This is a genomic window from Streptomyces mutomycini (assembly GCF_001700505.1).
Taxonomy (GTDB): domain Bacteria; phylum Actinomycetota; class Actinomycetes; order Streptomycetales; family Streptomycetaceae; genus Streptomyces; species Streptomyces mutomycini.
Genome location: NZ_MAPV01000207.1, coordinates 1 through 14,503, shown reverse-complemented (window position 1 = coordinate 14,503; position 14,503 = coordinate 1). Strand labels below are relative to the sequence as shown.

Genomic DNA, 14,503 nt, shown 5'->3' with positions numbered 1-14,503 from the left:
GTCCCCGGATCCCCGGCCCCCACCAGCGCCACGGCTTCGGCGAACCGCTCCAGCGGGAACTCGTGGGTGATCAGCGGCGCCGGGTCGAGCAGCCCGGCCGTGAACGCCCGCACCGCGTAGGACCAGGCCGCCGAGGGTGCGCCGAAGACGCTGCGCACGGTGAGCTGGCTCAGCGACAGGTGTACCGGGTCGATGCCCACGGCGCCCGGTGTGAACATCCCGGTCAGCACCACCCGCCCGCCGCGACGCGCCAGCAGGCACGCGTCGGCCGCGGTGGACGGCGCTCCGGCCGTCTCCACGACCAGGTCGTAGCGGCCCCGCACCTCCTCGGCCTCCTTGGGGGTCCGGGCCTCGCTCGCCCCGAAGTCCAGGGCCTGGGCGGCCCGTCCCTCCCGCGGATCGATCACGGTGAGCTCCGCGGGCGACACCGCCGCCAGCAGCTGCACCGCGAGCAGGCCGAGCGTGCCGGCCCCCAGTACGGCGATCCGCTCACCCGGTTCGGGCGCCCCGGCCCGTACCGCCGCCGCGATCACCGCGGCGGGCTCCAGCAGGGCGGCGGCCCGCAGATCGGCGTCGTCGGCCAGCGGGTGCAGCAGCCGCGCCGGGACCACCAGATGGTCGGCGAACGCGCCGGGCCGGGTGAACCCCGTCTCGTCGTACCCCGCCGAGCACAGGGAGGTCTCCCCGTACCGGCACCGCTCGCAGCGCCCGCACGCCCGGAACCCCTCGGCGACCGTACGCCGTCCGGTCAGCGAGGGATCGACGCCCTCGCCCACCGCGTCGACGGTCCCCGACCACTCGTGACCCGGCACCACGGGGTAGCGCACATAGGCGGGATCGCGGTGGCCGTCGTACACCTCGCGGTCGCTCATGCAGATCCCGGCCGCGGCGACCCGCACCCTGACCTCGCCGGCGCCCGGCTCCGGGAGCGGCCCCTCGGCCAGCGTGTGGCTGCCGGGCCGCTCGATGGTCAACGACCGTGAGAGGGCGGTCACTTGGGCTGCCTCTTCTCCCAGCCGTCGGCCCACAGGTCGAATCGCGCCTGCTGCTGCGGGAACTCCGCTGCCGCGTCCACGTCCAGCTCCACGCCGAGCCCGGGGGCGTCGGAGAGTTCGAAGCAGCCGGTGGCGGGATCGACGGCCGGGGCGCCCTTGACGACCTTCTTGATATCGGCGTCCGCGAAGTCGTTGAAGTGTTCCAGGATCTTGAAGTTGGGTGTGCAGCCGGCGACCTGGAGACTCGCCGCGGTCAGCACCGAGCCGCCCACGTTGTGCGGGGCGATCAGCGTGTAGTGGGTCTCCGCGGTCGCCGCGAGCTTGCGGGTCTCCAGGATGCCGCCGATGTGGCCGACGTCCGGCTGGATGATGTCGGCGGCCTGCGACTCGAAGAGCTCCCGGAACTCGATCCGGTCGTGGATGCGCTCGCCCGTGGCGATCGGCAGGTCGACCTTCTCCGCGACCTTGCTCAGCGCCTTGAGGTTCTCCGGCGGCACCGGCTCCTCCAGCCAGGCAGGGTTGAAGGGCGCCATCTCCCGGGCGATCCGCACCGCCGTCGACGGGCTGAACCGCCCGTGCATCTCCAGCATCAGCTCGGTGTCGGGGCCGATGGCGTCCCGCACGGCCTCGATGAGGGACACGGCGTAGCGGGTCTCCTCCTGGCCCAGCTCGAAGTGTCCCGTGCCGAACGGGTCGATCTTCAGCGCCCGGTACCCGCGCTCGACGACCCCCTGCGCCGCCTTGTGGTACGCCTCCGGGGTGCGCTCGGTGGTGTACCAGCCGTTGGCGTACGCCTTCACCCGGTCGGTCACCTTCCCGCCGAGCAGCTGCCAGACGGGGACGCCGAGCGCCTTGCCCTTGATGTCCCAGCAGGCCATCTCGATGACCGCGATGCCGGACATCACGATCTCCCCGGCCCGCCCGTAGTCGCCGTACTTCATGCGGCGGACGAGGTCCTCGATCGCGAACGGGTCGGAGCCGGTCACGTGGTTGGCGGACGCCTCCCGCAGATAGCCGAGCAGCGCGTCCGTGCGCCCCAGCATCCGGGTCTCACCGACACCGGTGAGCCCCTCATCGGTGTGAACCTGGACGTAGGTGAGGTTGCGCCACGGCGTGCCGACGACGTGCGTACTGATTCCGGTGATGCGCACGGGTGTTGCCTCTCAACGTGTTCGGTATTTCGTCACTCGTTCGAAATGCTGGCGTGACGTTAATGACGGGCCACGGGACGTGTCAATGGTTCGCGCAAGTAGGCTGACGCCATGAGTGATCTCGGGGCGGGTTTCGGTTACTTGATCAAGGGCCAGCGCTGGGCCTTCGGGCACGGCCGGTGGTTCGGCTTCGGCCTGCTGCCCGCGCTGGTCACTCTGGTCGTCTACGCCGGCGCGCTGGTCGGACTGGGCTACGGCGCGGACGACTTCGTCGGCTGGGCCACCCCGTTCGCCGACGACTGGTCCTCGCCCTGGCTGGGCCTCCTGCGCAACACGCTGGTCGTCCTGGTCTTCGTGTTCGGGATATTCCTCGCGGTCATCACCTTCACCGCGGTGACCCTGCTGGTGGGCCAGCCGTTCTACGAGTCGCTCTCCGAGGCGGTCGACCGCAGCGAGGGCGGCGAGGTGCCCGAGTCGGGCCTGCCGCTCTGGCGTGAACTCTGGATCTCCGCCCGCGACTCCGTCCGCATCCTGCTGCGCGTCGCGCTCTACGGGGTGCTGCTCTTCGCCCTCGGGTTCATTCCCGTCATCGGGCAGACCGTGGTCCCCGTCCTCGGTTTCTGCGTCTCGGGCTTCTTCCTCTCCGAGGAGCTCACCGCCGTCGCCCTCCAGCGCCGCGGCATGGTCCTGAAGGACCGGCTCGTGCTGCTGCGCCGCCGCCGGATGATGGTCCTGGGCTTCGGGGTCCCGCTCGCTCTCGCCTTCATCGTCCCCTTCGTCGCCGTGCTCCTGATGCCGGGCGCCGTCGCGGGGGCCACGCTGCTGGCCCGTGAGCTCACGGCGCCGCCCGCGGCCGACCCGGAGCCGGCCCCTTCGACGCCGTACAGCCTGCACAAGCGCTGAGAGGGCCCCGGCGCGGGCCCCGGAAGCCGGGGTCAGCGCACGGAGAAGCCGTACACCGTCGTGGAGGCGAACTCCTCGCCCGGCCGCAGCACCGTGCTCGGGAACTCCGGGCGGTTCGGTGAGTCGGGGAAGTGCTGCGTCTCCAGGGCGATCCCGGCGCACGGCACGAACGGGTCCCCGCCGAAGTGGTCTGCGGTGTACAGCTGGAGCCCCGGTTCCGTCGTGCGGACCGTCAGCAGACGTCCCGACGCGGGGTCGTACAGCTCGGCGGCCGGCTCCCCGCCGGTCCGCTCCAGCACGTAGTTGGTGTCGTAGCCCGGGCCCACCGGCTTCGGCTCCCGGAAGTCGAACCTGGTCCCCTCCACCGGCAGGAACCCGCCCGTGGGGATCGACTCCCCGTCCGCCGGGGTGATCCGCCCGGCCGCGAGCCGCAGTTCGTGCCCGAGCGCGCTGCCGCTGTCCGCCCCTGCCGGGTTCCAGTACGTGTGATTGGTCAGGTTCACCACGGTCGGCGCGTCCGTCGTCGCCCGGTAGGCGATCCGCAGCGCCCCGTCCTCGTCCAGGGTGTACGTCACCGACACCGCCAGCCGCCCCGGGAAGCCCTCCTCGCCGTCCTCGGCGACCAGGGAGAGCCGCACACCGTCCGGCACCTCCTCGGCGTCCCACACCCGCTTGTCGAAGCCGCGCTCACCGCCGTGCAGGGTGTTGCGGCCCTCGTTCCGCGTCACCCGGTGCGTGCGCCCGTCGAGGACGAAGGACCCGCCCGCGATCCGGTTCGCGTACCGGCCGACCACCGCGCCGAAGTAGGGGCCCGTGTGCGTCTCGTACGCCTTGACGTCCGGCAGCCCCAGGGCCACCTCGGCCCGGGTGCCGTCCCGGCCGGGCACCACGACGGACTGCACGACGGCGCCGTACGTCAGCACCCGCACCCGCGTGCCCTCGCGTTCCAGGGTCCAGCGCCGGACCGGCGTACCGTCGATGAGTGTGGAGAAGTCTTCGCTCTGTACCGCTGCACCCGTCGTCATGATCAACAACTTTACGCGGGTGGCCCGGACGCCGTGACATTGCGGTAAGCGATTTCTGCCAGCCTGGCCTGGCCGTTACGGCTCGGATGGAACCAGTCCCACTCGCTGAGCTGCTCACCCGTGAACCGGTAGTCGAAGACCGCCCCGCCGTCGTAGCGGCAGCGCTCGTCCCGCGCGCAGACATCCCGCAGCACCTCGTTGTACGCGACGACCCGCTCCTGCACGGTGTCGCGCCGTGCGACGGCCGCGGGCCCCAGGTCGTCGGCGTCGCCCAGCATCGACCGGCAGATCCCCAGCTTCCAGATCTGCTTGCCCAGCGGGTTCTCACGACCGGTCGACCAGAGCCGCTTGAGGTCCGGCACGCTCGACACGTACACCTGCGCCTTCGGGGCCGAGGCGCGCAACTGCCGCATCGAGGCCTCGAAGGAGGCCCGGAAGTCGGCCTCCGGTGTCATGAGCCGCACCGAGTCCCGGCAGGCGTCGTTCGCGCCGATCATCACTGTGACCAGCTCCGGCCCGTCCTTCGCGGCCAGCGCCATCTGCTCCGGCAGCTCCGCCATCCGGGCACCCGAAACGGCGTGGTTCCAGCTGTGCGAGGCCGCCTTCGAGGCCCCCAGGAGACGTACGGCGAGGCTCCGCACCCCGTCGTCTGTGCCGGTCGCCCAGGACACCTCGGGGCAGTCGGCCAGCACCGAGCAGGCGTCGAAGCCCCGTGTGATGGAGTCCCCGACGGCCGCGACGGAGGCAGGGCTCGCGTCCCAGGCCGGCGTCGCGGCGGGGGAGGGGCTCCGGGCGCCCTCCGGACCCCGCCCGGCCGGACCCCCGTCGGAGGAGCAGCCCGTGAGTGCGGCCCCGCCGGCGAGCGCGACCGCCGCCAGAGTGGCTGCGGCGCCGCGGACACGACGGCGTGACGAATGCTCAGGCATCCCTGTTTCCTCTCCGGCCACTCGGGTGATTGTGCCTCCGGCACACCCCGGCAGCCCCAGGTGGCGGCCCTCGCGCCCTCGCGGGTGAATGCTGGGGAATCATGGGCCCGGGACCGACGGTACGTCACACACCTGACCCCGGCGCACGGTAGCTTTTCCCCGTCAGAACCAGTGGTGCCCGACCGGGCCGCCTGCACATCGGCAAGTCCGGTAAATTGCGTCACGTCATATATTGTCCCTTTTCTGGAGATTCACTCCCGATGCTGTTTACTGATGACAACCTCGGGAGCCGGCCGGACAGGGGCGGTACGGGCGCGAGGCCGCTGGGGAAGGCGAACCTCGTCCCAGACTGGAGGTCCCGGTGACGACACGTGGAGTCCTTTACGTGCACTCCGTACCGCGCGCGCTGTGCCCGCACGTCGAATGGGCGGTGGCGGGCGTACTCGGTGTGCGGGTCCAGCTCGACTGGACCAGGCAGCCGGCCGCGCCCGGCACCTGGCGGTCCGAATTCTCCTGGAAGGGCCGTGCGGGTACCGCTTCGGAGCTGGCCTCGGCCCTCCGCGGCTGGGACCTGCTGCGCTTCGAGGTGACTGCGGAGCCGTGCCCCGCGGCGGAGGGTGAGCGCTACAGCTCGACACCCGGTCTCGGCATCTTCCACGCCGTCACCGGCATGCACGGCGACATCCTGGTCCCCGAGGACCGGCTGAGGGCGGCGCTGGCCCGGTCCCTGCGCGGCGAGTCGGACCTGGAGGCCGAGGTCGCGGGGCTCCTGGGCAAGCCGTGGGACGACGAGCTGGAGTCCTTCCGCCACGCGGGCGAGGGCGCGCCCGTGCGGTGGCTGCACCAGGTGGTGTGACGGGAGCCGCCGGCGGGCCCCGGCCTCGAGGCAGACGGTGCTGAAACGTTTACCCACCCCGGCCGGGGCCCTCAGGCCGCGCCCGGCCGTCCAGCGGCATGCCGGAGCTCATCCGTGTCGGGCAGAAGCGCCGTGATCCGCGCCCAGACCGTCTTGGCGTCCACGCGGACGAGCCTGAAGGGGGAGTCCGGGGTGACACGCGCCTCGGGCACGGGTTCGGCGGGCAGCTCGCGGAGCCAGTAGCCGAGGGGGCCGCAGTCCCAGACGGCGAAGCCACGGGCCTCCGTACCCTCCTCGCCTTCGGCCCGGGCCCGCCAGGCGGAGGTCAGGCGCCAGCTCGAACGCAGCTCGGAGATCAGGTCGGTGAGGAGCGTCAGCGACGGCTCACCGGGGCCGCCGCCCGCCGCGAGGGCGCGGTGGACGGCCTCGCGCTCCTCGACGGCGGACCGGACGAGCCGCTCCCCCTCCAGGATCGCGAGCCCCGCCTCGACGGCGCCGATGGTCGTCCCGACGACGGAGAGGGCGGTCTCACGGGCCACCGGGGACTGCTGGAGGTTCACCATGTCGGCGAGCTTCCACACCAGCATCCTCGGCTCGACGCACGAGTACTCCGCCTCGGCCGTGCCCGGCCACGCCTCGTGCACGACGACGTGGTCGTCGCCGATGAACATGCCGTGGTGCAGCTTGCCCTGCCGGCCGGCGGCCTCCAGCGTGATGACCACCCCCGGTGCCAGGACCGTCTTCATCAGCGGCAGCAGCAAGGGGGAGAGCTTTCCCTCACCGTTGATGAGGCCGCAGTCCAGCAACTCCTTACGCGCCTCGGCGAACTCGTCTGGCGACGCGTTTCCCGCCGCCAGCTCGGAGAGCACGATCAAGTGCCCGTCGGCCAGCCTGAAGCGGGACCGGGAAATGTCGAACGAAGGCATACGCACTCACTTGGTAGTGGCTCAGGCCTGGGACTCGGCCCAGAAGTTGGAGATTCTCGAGATACCCGCACGGACCGCTCCGCGCCGGGTCAGCACGGACCGGTCGACGCCGGTGAAGAGGACCGCGAGGGCGACGTCGGCGGGCAGGACCCGGCCCGCCGCATGCACGGTCATCCTCCGGCCGCTTCCGAGGCCCGACTGCCGCACGGTGATGACGGCCCCGGGGTCTTCGGAGTCGGCCTGCCGGGACAACTCGTACGCACGTCGGTTGATCGCCTTGAGCTTGTACACGTCGCCCAGGTAGGTCATGCGCAGGGAGCGCCCACCGTGGGTCGGCGCCCACCGGTTCCGGCTCATCCGCACGAGCCCGTCCCCGATGCGGAGCGTCGAACGGTTGATGGTCGGCATCGAGACGACCTCCGCGTGCACGCCGCGGGTCTCGAACACGGCCGTGGGGATCATGCCACCGCGCACCTCCGTGACCATCGCGTTGGGCATGTCCCTGCCCGCCGGGTACACCACCCGGATGTCGCCGAACTCGGGGGAGGTGCCCTGCCAGCCGAACTTCTTGCGCCCGACAGGCTGTTTCTCCTTCCAGGACGCGAGCGTGAACGGGGTGATCGTCGTGTGCATGTCTTTCCCTCGTCAGTCGAACGGGTTGAGGGCGCTGCCCAGGTTCTTCGCACCGTCGGCGATACCGTCCCCGATGTCCGAGGCCGTGTCGCCCACCCAGTCCCCGGCCTTCTCGATCCCGTCGCCGATGGCCTCGTGGTTGTCCCAGATCAGGCAGCCGGCGTACACCAGGCCCGTGCCGACCGCGAGACCGGCCGTGACCGGGTTGGGTGCGACGGTCAGTGCGGTCATCGACGCGCTGAACGCCGTCCCGCTGAGATCGGAGGCGAACTTCGCGGGATCGGCCTTGATCATGTCGGCGTCGTACGTGGCCAGGTTCGCCACCCCGTACGCGGTGGCAGCGACGCCGCCGACGACACCGGCGCCCCGGATCCATCCGGCCGCCTTCGCGGCGTTCGCGAGGCCGCCGTTCTGCGCGACCTTGGCGAGGTTGGCCTCTGCGGCACTCGGCATGAAGAAGGAGCCGTTCCGCATGAAGCCGCCCAGCATGGCGGCTTCGTCGGACCCGGTGAGGGCGGTGACCATGCCCGGCGGCACCTTGCCCAGCAGGCTGCCGGGCACGGCTCCGGCCATGCGGTTGTTGATGAAGGTGGAGAGGAAGGTGCCGGGTGCGGTGACGTCCTTGCCCTGTTTGAGGTACTTGAACAGCTTGAAGGCGCCGCCAGCGCTGCCGCCGACGGCCGCGGCGAAGGCGGAGGCCGTGATCGTGCCCTTCTGGACGGCGGCGAAGAGCTCCGCGAGCCGCCTGCTGCCCGTGATCTTCTCGACGCCGTCCTTCTGGAGGCGCTGGAGGTAGTCGTCGAGTGTCTCGCCGTCGCGCATGGCCAGCGAGGCGAGCTGCATGCGCTCCTGCTTCTGCTGGTCGTCCGCCGTCGCGACCTTGTCGGCGCTGCCGTTGAAGCCGCCCGTCGTACCGTCGTTCTTCCCGCCGCCGGTGTCCTTGACGACGGCTTCGAGGTCCTTCTGGAGGTCCTTGTCGGCCTCGTCGACCGCCTTCACGCACGACTTGATGTACTCGGCCCAGGACTGCTCGCTGTCCCGGACGCTCTTGGCGTAGTCCGGGTCGTGGCGGAGGGCGTCGCGCTCACCTTCGGTGGCCCGCTCGTAGTCGAAGGCCACCACGCCCTGCTCGGAGACCCGCATACCGGCCTTGACGGCGTCGGCCCGGGCCCTCTCCAGCCGCTCTTTCAGTTCCACGAACTGGGCGTGCGCGTTCAGCAGGAGAGTCGCAGTCGCTTTTGCCTGCGTCTGGGCGGCCTGGTACTCGTACCGGGTCGCCGCGAAGTTCAGGAATGCGGCGTTCGCGCTCTCACCCCGCCATGAATCACCGAGTGTGACACTCTGAACACCGTCGCGATATCGCTTCTCGACCTTCGAGAATTCCTCCGCCATCGACTTCCACTTTTCGGCGGCGGCGGAGAGCTTTCCGAAATCGGTCGTCATGACTTCGCTGTAGGTCAGCATGCCCGGTCCCCGTGGAACGTCTCGAAGTGGTGCGGCGGCCGGTGCTCGTTCACCGGTAACTGTCCATCGCCGAGGGCAGCCTGATGGTGTCGATCCCGTCCCGGCGGTCGATGTCGACGCCCCGCAGGGTGGTGGCGGTGTTCCTGAGGCCGTCGCGCTCGCGTCCCAGCCGGCCGAGGAGCGTCTTCACCTGCCCGTCCCAGGTGGTCTGCACCTTCTTCAGCGCAGCCGCGGTCGCCCACCCGCTGAAAGCCGTGACCGCGCTGCCGTTGGACTCGTCCGCATGGTCACCCGCCTTCCTGGTGCTCGTCAGCAACTCGTTCTCGATGACGCCGGCGGCGGCCCTCTTCTCGGACGGCGTCGAGGCCAGCGTCGAGGTGCCGCCCGGACCGTAGCCCGGGGCAGGGCCTTCTTCGGGGAGGCCGTTCAACCGCATTCCCGTGGAGCCGCGTTCGGCCGCCGCGGCCCGCAAGCCGGCCCATTCCTCGTCGAAGCCCATTCCGTTCCGACCCCCGATACTGATGATCATGAATGTGCGCTGCATTCTATAGGCGGGATTCTCGGAAGTCACTCCGTGGCTCCCGAAGCATCAGCAGAGACGACGCGTGGGGTCCGGCTTCGGTTCCCGTCGGGATATATCGGCCGCTGTCGGTGGAATTACGGATGGGAATGGGCAGCAGGAAGGGTGGTGAAACTCGCGCGGAGCGGCCGGTGGCCATTGCTCCGGCCGTCCTGTTGCCCCGCGCGGAGGCCCGTCACCCCGGACCGCTCCGGGGGACGGACCGCGCGCACATGCGCGAGGCCCGCCTCCCGGTTCGGGAAGCGGGCCTCGCGGCAGATCAGCAGATGATCAGCGGGTCAGACCGAACGGAACGCCAGCACCACGTTGTGGCCACCGAAGCCGAACGAGTTGTTGATGGCGGAGATCGAACCCTCCGGCAGCGCCCGCGGCTCACCGCGCACGACGTCGGCGTCGACCGCCTCGTCGAGGTCGTCGACGTTGATGGTGGGCGGCGCCATACGGTGGTGCAGTGCCAGGACCGTCGCCACGGTCTCGATACCGCCCGCGCCGCCCAGCAGGTGACCCGTCATGGACTTCGTGGCGGAGATCGCGACATGGTCCAGGTCGTCGCCCAGCACAGCACGCAGCGCCTTGATCTCCGCGATGTCACCCTGCGGTGTGGACGTGGCGTGCGCGTTCAGGTGCACGACCTCCGACGGCTTGAGGTCCGTGGAGTCCAGCAGGTTCTGCATCGCAGCGGCGATGCCGCGCCCGGTGGGCTCGGGCTGCGCGATGTGGTGGGCGTCCGCGGACAGGCCCTGGCCCAGCACCTCGCAGTAGACCCTGGCGCCTCGGGCGGCCGCGTGCTCCGCCGACTCCAGGATCACGACGCCCGCGCCCTCGCCGAGGACGAAGCCGTCACGGGCCGTGTCGTAGGGGCGCGAGGCCTTCTCGGGCTCGTCGTTGCTCTTGGACATCGCCATCATGTTGGCGAAGGCCGCGATCGGCAGCGGGTGGATGGCCGCCTCGGTGCCGCCGGCGACGACCACGTCGGCCCGGCCGGTGCGGATCATCTCGACGGCGTACCCGATGGCCTCGGCGCCCGAGGCGCAGGCGGAGACCGGGGTGTGGACGCCGGCCTGTGCGTTGACCTCCAGGCCGACGTTGGCGGCCGGGCCGTTGGGCATGAGCATGGGAACGGTGTGCGGGGAGACGCGGCGTACGCCCTTCTCCTTCAGCACGTCGTACTGGTCGAGCAGGGTGATCACGCCGCCGATGCCGGAGGCGATGACCGAGCCGAGACGCTCGGGCTGGATCTTCTCGTCCTCACCGGCCTTGCCGGTGAAGCCGGCGTCCGCCCACGCCTCGCGGGCCGCGATCAGCGCGAACTGCGCCGAGCGGTCCAGCTTGCGGGCGAGCGGACGGGGCAGAACCTCGCTCGGGTCGACGGCCGCGAGGGCGGCGATCCGGACGGGCAGTTCGGCGAAACGTTCGCCCTCGAGAGGCTTGACGCCGGAACGACCGGCCATCAGACCTTCCCAGGTCGATGCGGAGTCGCCACCCAGCGGAGTGGTTGCGCCGATACCGGTGACGACCACGGTGCGATTGGTCGGGCTCACTGGAAAATCTTCTCCACGTGTAGAGGGTCGTGAATCAGCGGCGCCACCGCCGGGTGGCGACACACGGGACGGGCTGGGATCAGCCCTGGTGCTTCAGGATGTACTCGGCGGCGTCGCCGACCGTCTTGAGGTTCTTGACGTCCTCGTCGGGGATCTTGACGTCGAAGCGCTCCTCGGCGGCGACGACGACCTCGACCATGGACAGCGAGTCGACGTCCAGGTCGTCGGTGAAGGACTTGTCCAGCTGGACGTCCTCGACCGGGATACCGGCGATCTCGTTGACGATCTCGGCGAGACCGGTGACGATCTCTTCCTGCGTGGCGGCCATGTTGGCGCTCCTTCTGTGTGTTTCTGCGGGGTTCGGGTGTACGGACCGAAAGGTCCGGTGTGCCTAGGGGAGGGTAACGACCGTCGCGGCGTAGACGAGACCCGCCCCGAAGCCGATGATGAGCGCAGTGTCGCCGCTCCTGGCCTGACCGGTCGCCAGAAGCCGCTCCATAGCGAGCGGAATCGAGGCGGCCGACGTGTTGCCGGTGGTTTCCACGTCACGGGCGACCGTGACGTGCTCCGGCAGCTTGAGCGTCTTCACCATCGAGTCGATGATCCGCATGTTCGCCTGGTGCGGAATGAAGACATCCAGGTCCTCCGGGGAGATCCCGGCCGCTTCCAGCGCCTGCTGGGCGACCTTCGCCATCTCGAAGACGGCCCAGCGGAAGACCGCCTGGCCCTCCTGGGTGATGGCGGGGAACTTGATCTCGCCGTTCTTGTCGAGCGGCAGCTTCGAGACGTCGCCGACGTGGAGGTCGTTCCACGACACGGTCTGCTTGATCGTCTCGGACTTGTCGCCTTCGGAACCCCAGACCGTGGGGCCGATGGCCGGTTCCTCGGACGGGCCGACGACAACCGCGCCCGCGCCGTCGCCGAAGAGGAAGGCCGTCGCGCGGTCCTCCAGGTCGGTGAGGTCGCTGAGCCGCTCGACGCCGATGACGAGCACGTATTCCGCCGAGCCCTCGACGATCATGCCCTTGGCGAGGGTGAGGCCGTAGCCGAAGCCCGCGCAGCCGGCCGAGATGTCGAAGGCGGCGGGCTTGCCCGCGCCGATCCTGTGCGCGATGTCGGTCGCGACGGCCGGGGTCTGCTTGAAGTGCGAGACGGTGGAGACGATGACTCCGCCGATCTGCCCGGGAGTGATCCCGGCGTCCGCGATCGCCTTGCCGGAGGCCTCCACCGACATCATGGCCACGGTCTCCTCGTCGGAGGCCCAGTGGCGGGTGGTGATACCGGAGCGGGAGCGGATCCACTCGTCGGACGAGTCGATCGTCTCGAGGATCACCTCGTTGGGCACGACACGGGTGGGGCGGTAGCCGCCGACACCCATGATCCGTGCGTACGGGGCGCCCTTGCTGGGCCTGATCTTCGACATGCTCTCGGGCTCCTTAGGCGCCTGCGTGCTCGGTGAGGAGCGCGCGGGCGGCGTCGAGGTCGTCGGGGGTCTTGAGCGCGAGGGTCTGCACACCCGGCAGCGCGCGCTTGGCGAGCCCGACCAGGGTCCCACCGGGCGCGGCCTCGATGATGGCAGTGACACCGAGCTCGGCGAAGGTCTCCATGCACAGGTCCCAGCGGACCGGGTTGGCGACCTGGCCGACGAGCCGCGAGATGACCTCGTCGCCGTTGGCGACCGTTCTCCCGTCGGCGTTCGACACGTACGTCACCTTCGGGTCGGTGACCGTCAGGGCGGCGGCAGCCGTACGCAGCTTCTCCACGGCCGGGGCCATGTGCTGCGTGTGGAACGCGCCGGCCACCTTGAGCGGCACCACGCGGCGTACGCCTTCGGGCTTGTCCTCGGTCAGCGCGGCGATCTGGGCCGCGGTACCGGCGGCGACGACCTGCCCGGCGCCGTTGACGTTGGCCGGGGTGAGCCCCAGCTTCTCCAGGTGCGGGACGGTGACGGCCGGGTCCCCGCCGAGGAGCGCGGCCATGCCGGTCTCGGTGACCGCGGCGGCCTCGGCCATGCCCAGCCCCCGGGCGCGTACGAAACGGAGCGCGGCCTCGTCGTCGATGACGCCCGCGAGCACCGCTGCGGTGATCTCACCGACGCTGTGCCCCGCGACGACGCCGGGTGAGGCGTCCAGGGCCGCGGCGGAGAGGAGTCCGGCGGCGACCAGCAGCGGCTGAGCCACCGCAGTGTCGCGGATCTCGTCCGCGTGGGCCTTCGTGCCGTAGTGGGCAAGGTCGAGCCCGATGGCGTCGGACCATCCCGCGATGCGGTCGGCGGCACCGGGGAGTTCGAGCCAGGGAGTCAGGAAGCCGGGCGTCTGAGCGCCTTGGCCGGGAGCGACGAGTACGAGCACCCTCACACTCTCTCTTGTGGACGGCCCCGGACGCCCGTGGGGACAGGGACGAAGAACCGTCGGGGGAATTGTTGAAGTTCGACAAAAGTCTAGGACTGAGTGTCTCCGGCGGCCAAGCGCCCCAGGATGAGGGCGATTCGCAGAGTGAACGCGGAACGGACGTCGGAAGGCGACCAGCCGGTGACGTCGGTCACACGTCGCAGCCGGTAGCGCACGGTATTGGGGTGCACGAACAGCATCCGTGCCGCGCCCTCAAGACTGCTTGCCTGCTCCAGATAGACACTCAGCGTCTCCAGAAGTGCTGAACCCGCTTCTTCGAGCGGTCTGTAGATCTCCTCCACCAACTGATCGCGCGCGGCGGGGTCACCGGCCATCGCACGCTCAGGAAGGAGATCGTCCGACAGGACGGGCCTCGGAGCGTCCTGCCACGCCGAGCAGGCCTTGAGACCGGCCGCGGCGGCCTGTGCGGACCGGGTGGCCGCGAGGAGGTCGGGCACCACGGGTCCGGCGACGACGGGGCCGGCCGCATAGGGTCCGATCAGCGATTTCGCCACGTTCAGGGGGTTGTCGCTGCCGCCGGCGATCACGACCAGGCGGTGTCCGAGCACTCCGGTCAGTACCTGGAGCTTGGCGTGCCTGGCCGCCCGCCGGATGGCTTCCACGGTGAGCTCGCTGTCACCCTCCGGAGCGGTGCCGAGCACGACGCACACATGTTCGGGAGAGTTCCATCCGAGAGCGGCGGCCCGGGACACTGCGCCCTCGTCCGCCTCGCCGGACAGCACCGCGTTCACCACGAGCGACTCCAGCCGGGCGTCCCACGCGCCGCGGGCCTCGGCCGCCTGGGCGTACACCTGGGCGGTCGCGAAGGCGATCTCGCGCGCGTAGACGAGCAGCGCCTCGCGCAGCACCGACTCGTCGCCGGGAGCGGCGACCTCGTCGATCGCGGTCTCCATGACCTCGATCGTCGTGCGCACCATCTCGACGGTCTGCCGCAGAGTGATGGCCCGGGTCAGCTCGCGTGGAGCCGTGCCGAACACGTCGGTGGAGATCGCCTGCGGTGTCTCCGGATGGCGGAACCACTCGGTGAACGCGGCGATGCCGGCCTGGGCGACCAGACCGATCCAGGACCGGTTCTCCGGTGGCATCGCCCGG

At 70.4% G+C, this 14,503-nt stretch carries 15 protein-coding genes; 2 read left to right on the top strand and 13 right to left on the bottom strand.

What is annotated here, in order from left to right; all coding sequences use genetic code 11:
• Both BFF76_RS26390 and BFF76_RS26385 read right to left on the bottom strand, forming a co-directional pair.
• A partial coding sequence (locus BFF76_RS26390; RefSeq protein WP_065849193.1) for a zinc-dependent alcohol dehydrogenase occupies positions 1-995 on the bottom strand: 995 nt, incomplete at its 3' end.
• Positions 992-2,146: a mandelate racemase/muconate lactonizing enzyme family protein gene (locus BFF76_RS26385; RefSeq protein WP_031092546.1), complete on the bottom strand. Its 1,155-nt coding sequence runs from the start codon at positions 2,144-2,146 to the stop codon at positions 992-994. The genes BFF76_RS26390 and BFF76_RS26385, both read right to left, overlap by 4 nt.
• A gap of 111 nt (positions 2,147-2,257) precedes the next feature.
• Between BFF76_RS26385 and BFF76_RS26380 the strand changes: the two genes are divergently transcribed.
• Entirely contained in the window at positions 2,258-3,049 is a 792-nt protein-coding gene (locus BFF76_RS26380) for an EI24 domain-containing protein (RefSeq protein ID WP_065849192.1), read from the top strand.
• A 32-nt stretch (positions 3,050-3,081) separates the two neighbouring features.
• Here the strand turns inward: BFF76_RS26380 and BFF76_RS26375 are convergent, their stop codons facing one another.
• Together BFF76_RS26375 and BFF76_RS26370 are read right to left on the bottom strand one after the other, a co-directional pair.
• Entirely contained in the window at positions 3,082-4,074 is a 993-nt protein-coding gene (locus BFF76_RS26375; protein ID WP_065849195.1) for an aldose epimerase family protein, read from the bottom strand.
• A gap of 11 nt (positions 4,075-4,085) precedes the next feature.
• Entirely contained in the window at positions 4,086-5,000 is a 915-nt protein-coding gene (locus BFF76_RS26370; RefSeq protein WP_031092552.1) for an SGNH/GDSL hydrolase family protein, read from the bottom strand.
• A gap of 361 nt (positions 5,001-5,361) precedes the next feature.
• Here BFF76_RS26370 and BFF76_RS26365 point away from each other — a divergent pair, with 361 nt between their 5' ends.
• Positions 5,362-5,856, top strand: a complete 495-nt coding sequence (locus BFF76_RS26365; protein ID WP_031092554.1) for a DUF3145 domain-containing protein — start codon at positions 5,362-5,364, stop codon at positions 5,854-5,856.
• A 71-nt stretch (positions 5,857-5,927) separates the two neighbouring features.
• On the opposite strand, the gene BFF76_RS26360 is transcribed toward BFF76_RS26365, so the two are convergent.
• From BFF76_RS26360 to BFF76_RS26320, 9 genes are all read right to left on the bottom strand, one after another.
• Positions 5,928-6,782, bottom strand: a complete 855-nt coding sequence (locus tag BFF76_RS26360; RefSeq protein WP_031092555.1) for a hypothetical protein — start codon at positions 6,780-6,782, stop codon at positions 5,928-5,930.
• 21 nt (positions 6,783-6,803) lie between these two features.
• Positions 6,804-7,415 carry a hypothetical protein gene (locus BFF76_RS26355; protein ID WP_031092556.1) on the bottom strand — a complete coding sequence of 204 codons (612 nt, stop codon included), beginning with the start codon at positions 7,413-7,415 and terminating at the stop codon, positions 6,804-6,806.
• A gap of 12 nt (positions 7,416-7,427) precedes the next feature.
• Complete coding sequence (locus tag BFF76_RS26350; RefSeq protein WP_244167345.1) at positions 7,428-8,858, bottom strand: hypothetical protein; 1,431 nt, start codon at positions 8,856-8,858, stop codon at positions 7,428-7,430.
• A 70-nt stretch (positions 8,859-8,928) separates the two neighbouring features.
• Positions 8,929-9,408 carry a hypothetical protein gene (locus BFF76_RS26345; RefSeq protein WP_141695661.1) on the bottom strand — a complete coding sequence of 160 codons (480 nt, stop codon included), beginning with the start codon at positions 9,406-9,408 and terminating at the stop codon, positions 8,929-8,931.
• Between the two features lie 329 nt (positions 9,409-9,737).
• Positions 9,738-11,000, bottom strand: a complete 1,263-nt coding sequence (fabF, locus tag BFF76_RS26340) for a beta-ketoacyl-ACP synthase II (protein ID WP_031092559.1) — start codon at positions 10,998-11,000, stop codon at positions 9,738-9,740.
• Positions 11,001-11,079: 79 nt separating this feature from the next.
• The gene (locus BFF76_RS26335) at positions 11,080-11,328 is read right to left on the bottom strand and encodes an acyl carrier protein (protein WP_028439857.1); all 249 of its coding nucleotides are present in this window, start codon (positions 11,326-11,328) and stop codon (positions 11,080-11,082) included.
• 63 nt (positions 11,329-11,391) lie between these two features.
• On the bottom strand, positions 11,392-12,423 hold the full coding sequence (locus BFF76_RS26330) for a ketoacyl-ACP synthase III (RefSeq protein ID WP_031092560.1): 1,032 nt from the start codon (positions 12,421-12,423) through the stop codon (positions 11,392-11,394).
• Between the two features lie 13 nt (positions 12,424-12,436).
• Complete coding sequence (locus tag BFF76_RS26325; protein WP_053928516.1) at positions 12,437-13,351, bottom strand: ACP S-malonyltransferase; 915 nt, start codon at positions 13,349-13,351, stop codon at positions 12,437-12,439.
• An 89-nt stretch (positions 13,352-13,440) separates the two neighbouring features.
• Positions 13,441-14,503, bottom strand: a 1,063-nt coding sequence (locus tag BFF76_RS26320) for a PucR family transcriptional regulator (protein ID WP_065849194.1), incomplete at its 5' end; no start/stop codon positions are given.